Annotated in this window: 15 protein-coding genes and 2 pseudogenes; 10 read left to right on the top strand and 7 right to left on the bottom strand. The window is 74.7% G+C overall.

Going from position 1 to position 14,992, the window contains the following annotated elements:
- The 4 genes and pseudogenes from G9H71_RS17790 to G9H71_RS17775 all read right to left on the bottom strand — a co-directional run.
- On the bottom strand, positions 1-203 hold a 203-nt coding region (locus tag G9H71_RS17790), incomplete at its 3' end, for a cyclic pyranopterin monophosphate synthase MoaC (protein ID WP_331273084.1).
- Positions 200-1,459 (bottom strand): molybdotransferase-like divisome protein Glp, encoded by a 1,260-nt coding sequence (gene glp / locus G9H71_RS17785; protein ID WP_166284138.1) that lies wholly within the window; start codon positions 1,457-1,459, stop codon positions 200-202. The genes G9H71_RS17790 and glp, both read right to left, overlap by 4 nt.
- Positions 1,460-1,558: 99 nt before the next feature.
- A pseudogene (locus G9H71_RS17780) lies at positions 1,559-1,678 on the bottom strand (UTP--glucose-1-phosphate uridylyltransferase); the annotation flags it as partial.
- Between the two features lie 13 nt (positions 1,679-1,691).
- Positions 1,692-3,683, bottom strand: a complete 1,992-nt coding sequence (locus G9H71_RS17775) for a GGDEF domain-containing protein (protein WP_166284137.1) — start codon at positions 3,681-3,683, stop codon at positions 1,692-1,694.
- A gap of 57 nt (positions 3,684-3,740) precedes the next feature.
- Between G9H71_RS17775 and G9H71_RS17770 the strand changes: the two genes are divergently transcribed.
- Together G9H71_RS17770 and G9H71_RS17765 are read left to right on the top strand one after the other, a co-directional pair.
- A complete protein-coding gene (locus G9H71_RS17770; RefSeq protein WP_166284136.1) occupies positions 3,741-4,370 on the top strand; it encodes a 5-formyltetrahydrofolate cyclo-ligase in 630 nt (209 codons plus the stop codon).
- Between the two features lie 59 nt (positions 4,371-4,429).
- On the top strand, positions 4,430-5,917 hold the full coding sequence (locus G9H71_RS17765) for a potassium/proton antiporter (RefSeq protein WP_166284135.1): 1,488 nt from the start codon (positions 4,430-4,432) through the stop codon (positions 5,915-5,917).
- Between the two features lie 157 nt (positions 5,918-6,074).
- On the opposite strand, the gene G9H71_RS17760 is transcribed toward G9H71_RS17765, so the two are convergent.
- Complete coding sequence (locus tag G9H71_RS17760) at positions 6,075-6,305, bottom strand: hypothetical protein (protein WP_166284134.1); 231 nt, start codon at positions 6,303-6,305, stop codon at positions 6,075-6,077.
- Between the two features lie 191 nt (positions 6,306-6,496).
- Here G9H71_RS17760 and G9H71_RS17755 point away from each other — a divergent pair, with 191 nt between their 5' ends.
- Positions 6,497-7,174 carry a hypothetical protein gene (locus tag G9H71_RS17755; RefSeq protein ID WP_166284133.1) on the top strand — a complete coding sequence of 226 codons (678 nt, stop codon included), beginning with the start codon at positions 6,497-6,499 and terminating at the stop codon, positions 7,172-7,174.
- Positions 7,175-7,243: 69 nt separating this feature from the next.
- Here G9H71_RS17755 and G9H71_RS17750 read toward each other — a convergent pair whose 3' ends face one another.
- Positions 7,244-7,543, bottom strand: a complete 300-nt coding sequence (locus tag G9H71_RS17750; RefSeq protein ID WP_166284132.1) for a hypothetical protein — start codon at positions 7,541-7,543, stop codon at positions 7,244-7,246.
- A gap of 265 nt (positions 7,544-7,808) precedes the next feature.
- Here G9H71_RS17750 and G9H71_RS17745 point away from each other — a divergent pair, with 265 nt between their 5' ends.
- From G9H71_RS17745 to G9H71_RS17715, 7 genes are all read left to right on the top strand, one after another.
- Entirely contained in the window at positions 7,809-10,682 is a 2,874-nt protein-coding gene (locus G9H71_RS17745; protein WP_166284131.1) for a Na+/H+ antiporter subunit A, read from the top strand.
- On the top strand, positions 10,679-11,158 hold the full coding sequence (locus G9H71_RS17740; RefSeq protein ID WP_166284130.1) for a Na(+)/H(+) antiporter subunit C: 480 nt from the start codon (positions 10,679-10,681) through the stop codon (positions 11,156-11,158). Before G9H71_RS17745 ends, G9H71_RS17740 begins: the two co-directional genes overlap by 4 nt.
- On the top strand, positions 11,155-12,687 hold the full coding sequence (locus G9H71_RS17735; protein ID WP_166284129.1) for a Na+/H+ antiporter subunit D: 1,533 nt from the start codon (positions 11,155-11,157) through the stop codon (positions 12,685-12,687). Before G9H71_RS17740 ends, G9H71_RS17735 begins: the two co-directional genes overlap by 4 nt.
- Positions 12,684-13,208 carry a Na+/H+ antiporter subunit E gene (locus tag G9H71_RS17730; RefSeq protein ID WP_166284128.1) on the top strand — a complete coding sequence of 175 codons (525 nt, stop codon included), beginning with the start codon at positions 12,684-12,686 and terminating at the stop codon, positions 13,206-13,208. Before G9H71_RS17735 ends, G9H71_RS17730 begins: the two co-directional genes overlap by 4 nt.
- Complete coding sequence (locus G9H71_RS17725) at positions 13,205-13,531, top strand: monovalent cation/H+ antiporter complex subunit F (RefSeq protein ID WP_166284127.1); 327 nt, start codon at positions 13,205-13,207, stop codon at positions 13,529-13,531. The genes G9H71_RS17730 and G9H71_RS17725 overlap by 4 nt, the downstream gene beginning before the upstream one ends.
- Positions 13,528-13,920, top strand: a complete 393-nt coding sequence (mnhG, locus tag G9H71_RS17720) for a monovalent cation/H(+) antiporter subunit G (RefSeq protein WP_166284126.1) — start codon at positions 13,528-13,530, stop codon at positions 13,918-13,920. Before G9H71_RS17725 ends, mnhG begins: the two co-directional genes overlap by 4 nt.
- A gap of 111 nt (positions 13,921-14,031) precedes the next feature.
- Positions 14,032-14,325, top strand: coding sequence for a DUF1540 domain-containing protein (locus G9H71_RS17715; RefSeq protein WP_166284125.1), 294 nt, complete (start codon positions 14,032-14,034; stop codon positions 14,323-14,325).
- Here G9H71_RS17715 and G9H71_RS17710 read toward each other — a convergent pair.
- A pseudogene (locus G9H71_RS17710) lies at positions 14,307-14,992 on the bottom strand (hypothetical protein); the annotation flags it as partial. The gene G9H71_RS17715 and the pseudogene G9H71_RS17710 overlap by 19 nt on opposite strands.

The raw sequence follows: 14,992 nt of genomic DNA, 5'->3' as shown, positions 1-14,992 counted from the left end.
GCGATCCGGGCGACGGCCAGCGCGTCCCCCTTGGGCACGCCCGCCCCGCGCAGCAGGGCGACCACCTCCGGGCTTGTACGCAGCAGGCCCGACGCCACGGCCGTACGCGCGGTCACGGGCTTGGCGGACACGTCGACCATGCGCGCCGCGCCCTGCTCGTCGACGTGCGTCAGCTGCGGCTGCGGCCCGTCGGACCCGCTCACCCGTCCCTCCCCGTGCCGTCGGCCTCCGCGTCCCCGTGCGGGAGCGTGCCGAACGACAGGACCGTCACTGTGCCCCCTGCCGGCACCTGCGTCACGTCCTCCGGCACGACGATGAGCGCGTCGGACCGGGCGAGGCTCGCGACAAGGTGCGAGCCGGGGCCGCCGACGGGCTCGACCGCGAGCCGGCCGTCGAGCATCCGCAGCCGCCCGCGCAGGAACTGCCGGACGCCCTCCCGCGACGTCAGCGCGGCGGTGCAGGCCGCGGGGAGCTGCGGCCGGTGCACCGGCTCGATCCCGAGCATCCGCCGGATGGCGGGGCGCACGAACACCTCGAACGAGACGTACGCGCTCACCGGGTTGCCCGGCAGCGTGAAGATCGGCGTGCCGTCCGGCCCGATCGTCCCGAACCCCTGCGGCTTGCCCGGCTGCATCGCCACCTGCTCGAACGCCACCGTCCCGAGCCGGCCGAGCACCTCCTTGACCACGTCGTACGCGCCGGCGCTCACCCCGCCGGTCGTGATGACGAGGTCCGCCCGGACCAGCTGGTCCTCGATCGCGTCGAGCAGCGTCGTCGGGTCGTCGGGGACGATGCCGACGCGATAGACGATCGCCCCCGCCTCGCGGGCCGCGGCGGTCAGCCCGGGCCCGTTGGCGTCGCTGATCTGCCCCGGCCCGGTCGGGGCCCCCGGCTCGACGAGCTCGGTCCCGGTGGAGATGACCACCACGCGCGGCCGGGGCCGGACGACGACGCGGGCGCGCCCGACGGCCGCCATCAGCATGATGTGGGTCGGCCCGAGCCGGGTCCCGGCGGTGGCCACGACGTCCCCGGCCGAGACGTCGTCGCCGCGCCGGCGGATGTGCTGCCCCTCCGTTGGCGGCTTGCGGATGGCGACGGTCGCGACGCCGCGGTCCGTCCACTCCACGGGGACGACCGCGTCGGCCCCGGCGGGCAGGGGCGCGCCGGTCATGATGCGCACGCACTGGCCGGGCTGGACGCGGTAGGCCTGCGAGGACCCCGCGGGGACGTCACCCACGACGGGCAGCTCGACGGGGACGTCCTCGGTCGCCGCCAGGACGTCCTCGCGGCGCACCGCGTAGCCGTCCATCGCGCTGTTGTCCCAGGCCGGCAGGTCGGTCGCCGACGTGACGTCCTCGGCCAGGATGCAGCCGTCGGCCTCGAGGAGCTGGAGCTCCAGCGGCGGCAGCGGCTCGATCCGGCCGAGGATGTCGGCCAGGTGCTCATCGACGGTCTTCACGACAGCTGCCCTACCCGCCCACCAGCAGGGATGTCACCCGGCTCAGCGCCCGCTCTGCGCTGTCGGGGCGGGCACCGGGCCCTGCTCGGCCAAGAACTCCACGTACTGGATCACCGGCTTGTCGACGGCCGGAAGCATCTGCTCGGGCGTGGCCTCGGTCGCGGGCAGGAAGCGGGTGGCGAGGCCCGCTGCGGGCACCACGGCCTTGGTCACTCGCGTCATGGCGCAGACCCTAACGGCCGGCCTCGGACGCGTGCTCGGCCGCGCCGTCGGCCTGCCGGCCCACCGCGGGGCCGGTCGCCACCCGCCAGCAGTCGCGCCCGGCCCCCTTGGCCTCGTAGAGCGCCGCGTCGGCCGCCCGCATGAGGGTCGCGGGGGTCGACCCGTGCCCGGGGAAGGCGGCGATGCCGATGGAGACCGTGACGGGGATGGCGGGCTCGCCGTGGGCGCCGGAGACCGGGCTGCGCCGCACGGCCAGCCGGATCCGCTCGGCGAGCATCGTGGCCCCGTCGATCGTGGTCTCGGGGAGCACCAGGACGAACTCCTCGCCGCCGTAGCGGGCGAGGATGTCGACCTCGCGCACCAGCTCGCCCACGCGCTCGGCGAACTCGCGCAGGACCGCGTCGCCGCGCTGGTGGCCATAGGTGTCGTTGACCTGCTTGAAGTGGTCGAGGTCGAGCATGAGCACGGCCAGCGACCGCTCGAACCGCGTCGCGCGCTCGATCTCGCGGGCAAGGCTCATCGACAGGTAGCGGAAGTTCCACAGCCCGGTCAGCGGGTCCGTGATGGAGAGCTTCTTCGCCTCCCGGTGGCGCAGGACGTTGTCCAGGGCGGTCCCCGCCGAGGTCGAGAGGTCGAGCAGCGCCGCGGCGTCGGTCGCGCCGAACGGCCGGCCGTCGGCCTTGTCGAACAGCGCCAGCACGCCCGCGGACCGCTCTCCGCGCATCGGCACGGCGAGCAGGTACGCCCCGGCGGGCTCGCCGGGCCCGGGCGCCAGCTCGCCGTCCCCCGCCTCGCCGGCGGCCGGGCCCAGCCGGGCGTACACCTCTCGGCCCTCCCGGACGACCGAGCCCAGGGCGCCCGTGCTCGGCGCGAGCCGCGGCGGAAGCGTGAAAGGGGCCTCCGGCTCGCCGGGCGCGCTGCCGCGGGTGGCGACCAGCGACAACGGCCCGCCGGAGTCGGAGACGTAGACGCCCCCGCGCTGGGCGCCGGAGACGGCCATCGCGGACTCGAGGACGACGCGGGCGAGCGCGGCAAGGTCGTGCGTCGAGCCGAGCGCCTCGCCCAGGCGCCCGTGGTACTCCCGCATCTCCGCCGTCATGCGGTTGAGCGACCGGCCGACGCGACCGACCTCGTCGTCGGACTGCTCCGGCAGCCGGGCGCCCAGGTCGCCCGACGCCATCCGCTCGGACGCGTCCGCGAGGTCGAGCAGCGGGCCGAGCAGCCGGCGGGCGAGCAGCCAGCCGAGCGGGAGCGCCAGCCCGCACCCCACGACGACGCCGAGGCCCGCCGCGAGGACGAGCGGCACCCGGGACCGCGGGGCCTGCACGGCGACGACGCGCAGGTCGGCGCCCTCGACCACGCGCACGCCGACGACGATGCGGCCGTCGGCGCGGGCGGCCTCCCCCGGCTCGCCCCCGGCCGCGGCCACGTCGCGCGCGGTGTCGGCCGGCAGGGTGGAGACGAGCGGCTCGTCCCCGTCGGCGATGACCACGTCGCCGCGCAGCCCGAGGCTCTGCACCACCGCGCGCAGGTCTGCTGCGTCGACGACGCGGGCGGCGGTGGCCGAGACGATCCGTCGCGGGCCCTGCACCGAGCTGGCGGAGCGGACCGGCGTGACCGCGGCGACGACGGGCAGCGTGACCGCCTCGCCGCACGGCTCCACCGCTCGGACGGCGACGTCCGCCGGGAGCGCGCCACGCTGTGCGACCGCGTCGTCGGCGTAGGCCACCGCGGCGTAGTCGAGCGCAGAGGCCGTGACCGCGTTGTCCAGTGCCTGGTAGACGTCTCCGACGGCCGCCTCGGCCGCCAGGGCGCGGCTGGCGGGGCCGAGCTCGCGGCAGGTGGCGGCGACGTCCGCGCTCACCGCACGGGCGGTCGCGCTCAGCTCGGCTGCGCGGCGCGCGTCGTCGGCCCGCCCGACGAGGAGGACGAACGCCACGCTGCCGACGAGGACGGGGAGGACGACGAGGGCACCGACGACGAGCCAGAGACGGCGGCTCAAGCCCACACGCTCATCCTTCCGCAGTACGCAGCGGTTTGTCCTCTTACCCTGGCGATCATGATCCCATCGCCGGGCGAGGACGCAAACGTTCCCGGCGCCGTCCACGCGGCCAAGTCCGCGCTGCGGGCCCGGCTGCTGGAGCGGCGCAGGGCGCGGAGCGAGGCGGAGCGTACGGCCTGCGAGCGCGCGGTGTCGCACGCGCTCCTCGCGGCCCCCGAGCTGCGGTCAGCGCGGTGCGTCGCGGCGTACGCCGCCGTCGGGCCCGAGCCCTCGGTCGAGCCGGTGCTGGACGCGCTCGCGGCCGCCGGCGTACGCGTCCTGCTCCCCGTGCTGCAGGAGGGGCTGGACGTGGAGTGGGCCGAGCGACCGACCACCGGCCACGGGCTCGTGGCGTCGTCCGTGCGCCGGACCCTGCGCGAGCCGGCCGGCCCCTCTCTCGGGGTGGACGCGGTCGCCACGGCCGACGTCGTGCTCGCGCCCGCCCTCGCCGCCGGCCGCGACGGCACCCGGCTCGGGCGCGGCGGGGGGTCGTACGACCGGGCGCTGCGCCGCGTCTCCCCAAGCGCGCTGGTGGTCGCGGTCGTCTGGGAGGACGAGCTGCTCGACACCGTCCCCACCGAGCCGCACGACGTCCGGGTCGGCGCGGTGGCGACGCCGCACGGGGTGCTCCGGCTGCCGACAGCCTGAGCCCCGCCGCCGCGACTCCCCCTAGGGTTCGGGCACGACGACCCGCCCCCGGAGGTGACGTGAGCGAGGACGAGTTCAACGTAGCCCTGCTCGTGGGCGCGGTCGTCCTCCTGCTCGCGGTGGCCACCCTGCGCCTGTCGGTGCGCACCGGGCTGCCGTCGCTGCTGCTCTACGTCGCGCTGGGGATGCTCCTCGGCGAGGACGTCCTCGGCATCGAGTTCAACGACCCGCAGCTGACCCAGCTGCTGGGCTACGCCGCGCTCGTGATCATCCTGGCCGAGGGCGGCCTGACGACGTCGTGGGACTCGGTGCGCGGCTCGGTCCCCGTCGCGGCCGCGCTGTCGACGGTGGGCGTCGGGGTGTCGATGGCGGTGACGGCGGCGTTCGCGGCGCCGCTGCTCGGGCTGGACGCGCGCAACGCGCTGCTCATCGGCGCGATCCTGGCCTCCACGGACGCGGCCGCGGTCTTCAGCGTGCTGCGCCGGGTGCCGCTGCCGAAGTCGCTTTCGGGCGCCCTCGAGGCCGAGTCCGGGTTCAACGACGCCCCCGTCGTCATCGTCGTCGTCGCGCTCGCCGAGCACGCCCTCGGGCCCTCGGACGCGTACGAGCTGCCCGCGCTGCTGGCCTACGAGCTCACCGCCGGGGCGCTGATCGGCGCGGGCGCGGGTGTGCTCGGCACGTTCGTCCTGCGCCGCGCGGCGCTCCCGTCCGCCGGCGTCTTCCCGCTGGCGGTCGTGGCGCTCACGGTCGTGTCGTACGGCGCGGCGACCACCCTGCACGCCAGCGGCTTCCTCGCGGTCTACATCGCCGGGCTCGTCCTCGGCAACGCCGGCCTGCCGCACCGGCCCGCCACCCGTGGGTTCGCCGAGGGGCTGGCCTGGCTCGCGCAGATCGGGCTCTTCGTGATGCTGGGGCTGCAGGTCGACCCCTCCGACCTGCCCTCGGTGCTGTGGCAGGGGCTGGCCCTGTCGGTCGTGCTCCTGCTGGTGGCCCGGCCGCTGTCGGTGCTGGCGAGCGTCGCGCCCTTCCGGCTGCCGTGGGAGCACGCGGCGTTCCTGTCCTGGGCGGGCCTGCGCGGTGCCGTCCCGATCGTGCTCGCGACCGTGCCGGCCGTGCACGAGCTCGAGGGCGCGGACCGGGTCTACAACGTCGTCCTCGTCATCGTCGTCGTCCTCACGCTCGTCCAGGGGCCCACGCTGCCCTGGGTCGCCCGCAAGCTCCGGCTCGCCGACCCGATGGCCGCGCGCGAGGTCTACCTCGAGGCCAGCCCGCTGGGCCGGCTCGGCGCGGACCTGCTCGAGGTGCACGTGCCCGCCGGCTCGCGGCTGCAGGGTGTCGAGCTGTGGGAGCTGCGCCTGCCCCGCGACGCCGCCGTCGCGCTCATCGTGCGCGAGGGCCGAGCCGCCGTCCCGACGCGCGACACGACCCTGCGCGCCGGTGACGAGCTGCTGCTGGTCGTGACGCCGGACGCCCGCGCCGTCACCGAGCGCCGGCTCAAGGCCGTGTCCCGGGGTGGGCGCCTCGCGCGCTGGGGCGGCCCGGCCTGAGCTTGCGCCTCACGCGCGCTGCTGCGGCCGAGTCGGCCAGCGCTCGTGGTCGCGGGAACGGCCACGGCCGCTGGCTGGCTCAGGGGCGCGAGGACGCACGCGGGCGCTCGCTGGCCCCGGCGCCCCGCGCTGACCGCACCGGCGCAGCGCCGTACCGCTACCCCGACAGCCAATCCAGCAGGCCCAGCCCGGCCAGCAGGCCGAGCGCCCCGCCGAGGACCGCGGACCCGCCCGCGACGGCGACCTTGTCCTGCGTCGTGAGGTCGGGGCTCCTTCCGCGGAGCCACGTCGTGTCCAGCCGCGTGGCGAGCCGGCGCCGGAGCAGCAGGGCGGCCACGCCCGCGAGGAGGAAGACCGGCCCGACGAAGACCCCTGGCCCGACGCGCATGGGGCGCAGGCTAGCCCGTCCCTGCCCCTGAGCATCCGGGTTCCAGGGTCGTCATGGCGACCCTCAGGCCCGGATGCTCGACCAGCCCTCGTCCTGCGCAAACTCGGCCATCCGGGTGATGCTGGGCGTACCCCCACATCGATCTAGATGTAACACTTTGGTCACGGAACGCGACGCCGATCCGCTGAACCGTGACTCCGCTCCTGCTGCCGTTGTTCGTGCTCGGCTCGGCCACCAACATCCTCGGCGCCGTCCCACAGGCGCGCCGCACCGTCCTGCAGCGCCAGACCGACGGCCTCTCGCCGCTCGGCCTGCGCGCGGGGATGCTGGTCAACGCGGCATGGTTCGCGTACTCCCTCGCGAGCGGCAGCCTGGGCCTGGCGGTCATCAACGGCATCACCACGCTCATCTGCACGGCGAACGTCGTCGCCCACCGCGTCCACCACCCGGTGAAGCCCGCGACCGCGCTCGACGTGGCCGCGGTCGCCGGCCTCGCGCTGTGGGCCGCCCTGGCGATGACCGGGCAGGCCGCGGCACTGTCGGGCGTCGCCGTCGTGCTCGGCTTCGTCGTCGGCCTGCCGCAGCTGGCCAGCCTGGTGCTGCACCCCGCGACGACCAAGGGCGTCGCGGTCGGTGGCTACGTGCTCGGCAGCATCGGCGGGGTCGCGTGGTCGGTCTACTGGGGGCTGCAGGCGCACCACTTCGCGGCCGGCGGAGCGTTGTACGGCGGCGTCGTCGCCCTCACCGGCCTGGCCCTCCTGCGTGGCCGGCCCGTCATCAGCGCGCTGCTCGCCCATCGGCAGCCGGCGCTCCACCGTGGCCTGCGCGACGGCGCGGCCCGCGCCCGCACCTTGCTGCCCGCCGTCTGACCCGCAGCGTCAGGACCGGCAGCGCCAGGACCGGCAGCGTCAGGGCCGGCAGCGCCAGGGCCGGCAGCCTCAGGGGCGCGGCGACACCCGCTGCCAGGACCGGCCGCCCGACGAGCGCCCGAGGACCGCGGCCCGGCAGCGCGGGCACACGTCGGCGACGAAGTCGGCGCTGCCCCCGGACTCCGGCAGCGCCTCGACGAAGGGCACGTGCGAGAGCCGCGTGAGCTGGGAGCGGGACAGCTGCAGCCCGCAGACGGTGGAGTTCGTGCCGGGCACCCAGGCGTGGACCTCGCCGGACGGCGAACGGATCCCCTCCTCGCCGACCTCGACCCCGGTGGCCGCCGTGGCGTAGCTCGACCGACGGCTCATGGCGCCTCCCTGCGACGACGACGTGGAGCGACCGGGGCCACTTCCCGCCCGGGCCCGACACACACCTTGAAGGAAGAGACGTTCGGCCACCGAGAAGTAGCCCGAAGCACAATTCGCGAACCCCGCGAGTGGAAAACCCAGGCAGGATCTGCGCAGGCCCAAGCCATTGACATACCGCCGTCATGGTCGCGACAAACACGAATCGGCGTTATCACTGACTCTTGATAAGTTCTAGGGCCGGACCCCGACTCGCAGGAGACGACGTTTGCCGTACCTGCTCGCCGCCCACGTCCTGCTCGCCCTCGTCGCGCCACTGCTCGTGCGCCGCCTCGGCCGCGACGCGTTCCTCGTGCTCGCCGTCGGGCCGGCCGCCGCCTTCGTCTGGGCGCTCGCCCAGCTCGCCCGCGTGCGCGACGACGGCGCGGTGGCCGAGTCCTACGAATGGATGCCGACCGTCGGGCTCAGCCTGTCGTTCCGGCTGGACACGCTGTCGCTGCTGCTGACCGCCCTCGTCACCGGCGTCGGCGCGCTCGTCCTCGTCTACTGCGCGCGCTACTTCTCCTCGGGCTCGGCCGGGCTGGGTCGTTTCGCCGGCGTGCTCCTGGCGTTCGCGGGCGCGATGCTCGGGCTCGTCCTGGCCGACGACATGGTGCTGCTCTACGTGTTCTGGGAGCTCACCAGCGTCTTCTCCTACCTGCTCATCGGGCACAGCGCGCAGTTGAAGGCCGGTCGTCGCGCGGCGATGCAGGCACTGGTCGTGACGACCGCGGGTGGGCTGGCCATGCTCGTCGGGATCGTGATGCTCGGGGAACGGGCGGGGACCTACCGCCTCTCGGAGGTCGTCGCGGAGCCGGTCGGGGGGACGTACGGCGCGACGGCCGTGATGCTGGTGCTGGCCGGCGCGCTCACCAAGTCCGCGCTCTTCCCCTTCCACTTCTGGCTCCCGGCCGCGATGGCCGCGCCGACGCCGGTGAGCGCCTACCTGCACGCCGCGGCGATGGTGAAGGCCGGGGTCTACCTCGTGGCCCGGTTCGCCCCGGGCTACGCCGACAGCTCGCTGTGGCGGCCGGTGCTGATCCCGCTCGGGCTGGCCACGATGCTGCTCGGCGCATGGCGGGCGCTGCGCCAGCACGACCTCAAGCTGCTGCTGGCCTTCGGCACGGTGAGCCAGCTCGGCTTCCTCACCCTCCTCGTCGGCACCGGGACCGCGGACGCGGCGCTCGCCGGCGTGACGATGCTGCTGGCGCACGCGCTGTTCAAGGCCACGCTCTTCCTCGTCGTCGGGATCGTCGACCGGGCCACCGGCACGCGGGACCTTCGCGAGCTGTCCGGCCTCGGTCGCCGGCTGCCCGCGGTCGCCGTCATGGCCGTCCTCGCGGCCGCGTCGATGGCCGGCGTGCCGCCGCTGCTCGGGTTCGTCGGCAAGGAGACCGCGTACGCCGCCTTCCTCGACGCCCCCCGCATCGCCGGGTGGGCGTCCGGGCTCACCCTCGCCGGGCTGGTCGTGGGCTCGGTGCTCACGTTCGCCTACAGCGCGCGCTTCGTGTGGGGCGCCTTCGCCGACAAGCCCGGGCTGGAGCCGGTGACGCCCCGGCCGGTCGGGCCGCTGTTCGCCGCCGCCCCCGGCCTGCTCGCAGCCGCGGGGCTCGTCGCCGGGCCGATGAGCGGGCTGCTCGGCGAGGGGCTCGCGCACTACGCCGAGACCGTGGGCGACGGCCACCCGCACAGCATCGGGCTCTGGCACGGCGTCAACACGGCGCTCGGGCTGTCGGCCCTCACGCTGGCCGCAGGCTTCGCCCTCTTCGCCGCGCGCGACCGGGTGGCGGCGGTGCAGGCCAAGGCACCCGGTGTCGGCAACGCCGACGGCGCCTATCGCGCCGTCATGCGCGGGGTCGACCGCGTCGCGCTGACCGTCACCGCGGCCACCCAGCGCGGGTCGCTGCCGGCGTACCTCGGGACCATCCTCGCGGTGCTCGTCGCCGTCCCCGGCGTCGCGATGATCCGTGGCGGGCAGTGGCCGGACACGCTGCGGGCGTGGGACACCCCGCTGCAGGCCGTCGTCGCCGGGGTCGCGCTGATCGCGGCGGTGACCGCGGTCCGCACGCACCAGCGGCTGACCGCCGTGCTCCTGGTCGGCGCGACCGGCTACGGCGTCGGCATGCTCTTCGCGCTGCACGGCGCCCCGGACCTCGCCCTCACGCAGTTCCTCGTGGAGTCGCTGACCCTCGTCGTCTTCGTCCTCGTGCTGCGCAAGCTGCCGAAGCGGATCGTCGAGCGCCACTCCCCCGTGACGCGGGCCGTACGCGCCACGATCGCGATCGCCGGCGGGCTGCTGCTCGGCGCGCTCAGCCTGCTGGCGCTCGACGCGCGGGTCGCGCCGCCGGTCTCCGACGCCTTCCCCAAGGAGGCCTACGAGTTCGGCGAGGGCAAGAACGTCGTCAACGTGACGCTCGTCGACGTGCGGGCCTGGGACACGTTCGGCGAGATCTCCGTCCTCACGGCCGCGGCGACCGGTGTGGCGAGCCTGGTGTTCCTGCGCAAGCGGACGGGGGCCGTTCCCCGCGCCCACGCCATCGCTCCTCCGCCGCCGGGCCCGACCCCCGGTCCGACGCCGGCGCCGCAGTCGGTCTGGCTGCCGGCCGGCGCGCTCATGGCGCCGCAGCGCCGCTCCCTGGTGCTCGAGGTCGTGGCCCGGCTGATCTTCCACACCATCCTCGTGCTCTCGGTCTACCTGCTGTTCGCCGGCCACAACGTCCCCGGCGGCGGCTTCTCCGCCGGGCTGGTCGCGGGGCTCGCCCTCGTCGTGCGCTATGTCGCCGGAGGGCGCTACGAGCTCGGCAGCGCCGCGCCGATCGACCCCGGCCTGCTGCTGGGGCTGGGCGTCCTCGTCTCGGGGGCGACCGGCGTGATCGGGCTGCTCGTCGGCGGCGAGGTGCTGCAGACGGTGGCCTTCGAGCAGACGTTGCCGGTGCTCGGCCACGTGAAGCTCGTGACGTCGCTCTTCTTCGACATCGGGGTCTATCTCGTGGTGGTCGGCCTGGTCCTCGACATCCTGCGCAGCCTCGGTGCGGAGCTCGAGCGGCTCGACGAGGACGAGGACATGGACGTCGACGCGCCGCTGGCGGGAGTCGCCCGATGACCGCCAGCCTCGCCCTCGTCGTGACGTCCGTCGTGCTCTACTCCGCCGGGCTCTACCTGCTCCTCGACCGCAGCCTCACCCGCGTCCTGCTCGGCGTGCTGCTTCTCGGCAACGCCACCAACGTGCTCCTGCTCGCCTCCGGCGGGGAGTCCGGCGGGGCCCCGATCTACGGGACGACGCCCGAGGAGGAGATGAGCGACCCGCTCCCGCAGGCGATGGCCCTCACCGCGATCGTCATCACCCTCGGCGTCGCGGCGTTCCTGCTCGCGATGATCTACCGCTCCTGGCGGCTCGGGCAGGAGTCGCTCGAGGACGACCCCGAAGACAGGATCGTCGCTTCGGGCATCCAGCTTGCGCCAGACGACGTTAACTACGTCGGAGCAGGCCCGGACGACATCGACCCGGACGGCGACCTCACCGACGGGCTCGAGGACGGGCTGGTGCCGTACGGCCCCGTCGAGGAGGCGCGCCCGTGACCCGCGTCCTTCCGCCGCTGCCGGTGCTGCTCCCGCTGCTCGGCGCGGCGCTCACCCTGCTGTTCGGCCGGCACGCCCGCGCGCAGCGCGCGGTCAGCCTCTCCGTGCTGGCGGCCGTGCTGGTGGTCAGCGTCGCGCTGCTCGTGCAGGCCGACCGCAACGGCCCGCAGGTGGTTCACGTCGGGGACTGGCCGGTCACGCTCGGCATCACGCTCGTCGTCGACCGGCTCTCCGCGCTGATGCTGGTCGTCGCGTCGACCGTCACGCTCGGCGTGCTCGTCTTCGCCGTCGGGCAGGGCACGGCGAGCGACGACGAGACGCCGCTGTCGATCTTCCACCCGACCTACCTCGTGCTGTCCGCCGGCGTCTCCAACGCGTTCATCTCCGGCGACCTGTTCAACGTGTACGTCGGGTTCGAGGTGCTGCTCGTCGCGAGCTACGTGCTGCTGACGCTGGGCGGGACCGGCCCGCGCATCAGCGCCGGCGTGACGTACGTCGTCGTGAGCCTGCTGTCGTCGCTGCTCTTCCTCGCGTCCATCGGCTTGATCTACGCCGCGTGCGGCACGCTCAACATGGCTCAGCTGTCCGAGCGCCTGGCCGAGCTGCCTGCGGGCACGCGAACGATGCTTCAGGTGATGTTGCTGCTCGCCTTCGGGATCAAGGCGGCCGTCTTCCCGCTGTCGGCGTGGCTGCCGGACAGCTATCCGACTGCGCCGGCACCCGTCACGGCAGTCTTCGCCGGCCTGCTCACCAAGGTGGGTGTCTACGCAATCCTGCGCACGCAGACGCTGCTCTTCCCGGGAGGCCACGTCGACGACCTGTTGATGGTCGCGGCAGCCCTCACGATGGTGGTCGGCGTCCTGGGCGCGGTCGCGCAGCGCGACATCAAACGAGTGCTGTCGTTCACGCTGGTCAGCCACATCGGCTACATGGTCTTCGGCATCGCCGTCGCCTCGCAGACCGGCGTTGCCAGCGCCGTGTTCTACGTCGCTCACCACATCATGGTCCAGACGAGCCTCTTCCTGGTCGTGGGGCTGATCGAGCGACAAGCCGGGACGACGTCCGTCGACCGGCTGGGCGGCCTCGCGGCCAGCTCGCCGCTGCTCGCCGTGCTCTTCTTCATCCCGGCCCTCAACCTCGCCGGCATCCCACCGTTGTCCGGGTTCCTGGGCAAGCTCGGACTGCTGCAGGCGGGCGCGCAGGACGGAAGCGTGCTGGCCTGGTCACTGGTGGGGGCGAGCGTCCTGACCAGCCTGCTGACGCTCTTCGCCGTCGTGAAGGTGTGGAACAAGGCCTTCTGGCGCCCGGCGGACCAGGCGCCGCGCTCGCCCGAGGCTCAGGAGGCCGACGCCCTGATGCACGCCGGGACCGCGCCGCGCGTCATGGTGACCAGCGCCGCGGCATTCGTCGGCGTGGGGCTCGCGCTGACGGTCTTCGGCGGGCCGCTCTACGGGCTGACCGACCGGGCCGCGGGCGACCTGCTCGACCGCAGCCCCTACGTCTCCTCCGTCCTGGGCGGGGCGCCGTGAGCCGGCTGGCCCCGCGCCGGCAGCTGCCCGTCATCGCGTGGCTCACGCTCGTCTGGGTCCTGCTGTGGGGGACCTGGAGTTGGGCGAACCTGCTTTCGGGGATCCTGGTTTCCCTGATCGTTCTTGCCGTGCTTCCACTCCCCGCCGTGACGGAGGGCCGGCGCGTGCGCCCGCTGGCCCTGCTGCGGCTCATCGCGTACGTCGCCCGCGACCTCGTCGTCTCGAGCGTCGAGGTCTCGCGGCTGGCACTGTCGCCCGGCCCGCGCGTGACCAGCGCCGTGCTCGCTGTCCGGCTGCAGACCCGCTCGGACCTGATCCTCACGGTCGTGGCCGAGGCGCTCTCGCTCGTGCCCGGCAGCGTGATCGTGGAGATCGACAGCCCCACGGGGACGCTCTACGTGCACGTCCTCGGCGTGCGCGACGCCGAGGGCGCGGAGCGCTTCCGCGCCCGCGCCCTGCACCTGGAGCACTTGATCCGCCGGGCGCTCCCGGCCATGACCCGCGAGAAGGAGGCCGCATGAGCGTCGTCGGGGCCGTGGCTGGGGTGCTGCTGGGCATCGCGGCGCTGCTGGTGTGCCTGCGGCTGGCTCTCGGCCCGTCGGTCCTGGACCGGCTCGTCTCGATGGACGTGCTGCTGTCGGTCACGGCCTGCGGCATCGGGGCCTACGCCGCCGTCACCCGCGACTCGACCGTGGTGCCGGTGCTGGTCGTGGTCTCGCTGCTGGGGTTCGTCGGGTCGGCGTCGGTCGCCCGCTTCATCCCGCGCGACGCGCCGCAGCAGCCGAAGCCCGCCCGGTCGCGACAGCCGAGGCAGCCGCGCCGCCCGCGCCGGAGCCGCCGGTGACCACGTTCTTCGACGCGCTCGCGGGGCTCCTGGTCCTGACCGGGTGCCTGCTCACGTTGCTCGCCGGGGTGGGCCTCGTACGCTTCCCCGACGTCCTGTCCCGGATGCACGCGGCGACCAAGCCGCAGACCCTCGGCCTGCTGTGCGTCGTCGCGGGGGCCGGGATCCGGCTGCACCGGAGCGTGGACGTCTGGATGCTGGTGCTCGTCGCGGCCTTCCAGCTCGTGACCGCCCCCGTCTCCGGCCACCTGGTAGCGCGCATGGCCTACCGGACCCGCCACGTCCGCAGCGACCTGCTCGTGGCCGACGAGCTGCGCCCCGATCTCGAGGCGGCCGGGATCGAGCCCGGCCCGGGCCGGAGGCCTCCCCGACGGGGTAGGCAAGGCTAGCCAAAGCACGAGCTGCACTTCGTACTTAGGCAGCCCTGGCTTGCTTGTGGCGGCGCGGGGATCGGGCCAGAGTGGGTGGGCACCGCACGTACCGATCCCCGGAGGTTCGCCATGGCCACGCTCGCGGAGATGCCGCCCGTCCGACAGTGCTCGGTCGAGAGCTGCGGCTACAACCACGACGTCGCGTGCCACGCCGGCGCCATCACCGTCGGCGGCGAGTCGGCCGCCTGCGGCACGTTCATCGACATCTCGTTCAAGGGCGGGCTCGACGTCGTCGGCCACGTCGGCGCCTGTCACCGCTCCGAGTGCACCTACAACGAGGCGCTGGAGTGCACGGCCAGCGAGGTGCGCGTCGGCCCCGGCCGCGACGCCGCCGACTGCCTGACCTACACCCCGCGCGGGTAGTCCAGCTCGACCCGCTCGAGGACGCCGGGCACGCCCACGCGCACGGCGTCGTCGGCGACCGCGAGCGCGGCGACCGGGTCGGAGTCGTCGACGAGCACGGCGCGACGGTCGGCGGCCAGGCAGCGCAGCAGCGCCAGCAGGGCCCGCCGCCCCTCCGCGTCGAGGCCGTCGGTCAGCCGGTCGACCACGAGCGCGGCCGGGCCCTGGGCGACGGCCACGGCGAGAGCGACCAGCCGGCGGTCCACCGGGCCGAGACCGGCCAGCTGACGGTCGAGCAGCGGGTCGACCCGCTCGCCGAGGGCGTCGCCCAGCCAGTGCCGCGCGCCGGCGCGGGGCTCGGTGGTGGGCGGGTTGGTGGTGGGCGCGCCGTTGCCGTGGGGGTCGGTGCTGTGGGCGGCCGTGCCGTGGCCGGTGCTGTCGGTGGCGGTGCTGTCGGGTCCGGTGCCGTGGCCGGCGCTGAGAGTGCTGGCGCGGGGCTCGTCAGTGGCGTGCGCGGCAGCGGCGAGGGCGGCTCGGACCGTGGTGCGCGCCGGCGGGACGGGGGACGCGACGCGTACGACCCCGCCGTGCCGGTGCCCGGCAGGGCAGCGGGCACTGGCGTCGTCGAGCCGGGCGAGCGTGGCGCGGCGGAGCGCGTCCGGCCCCAGCAGCGTGAGGACCCGCCCCG

The sequence above is a fragment of the Motilibacter deserti genome, assembly GCF_011250635.1.
In the GTDB taxonomy this organism is placed as follows: Bacteria; Actinomycetota; Actinomycetes; order Motilibacterales; family Motilibacteraceae; genus Motilibacter_A; species Motilibacter_A deserti.
The sequence above is the reverse complement of the archived record's forward strand: the minus strand, read 5'-3'. Positions and strand labels throughout refer to the sequence as shown.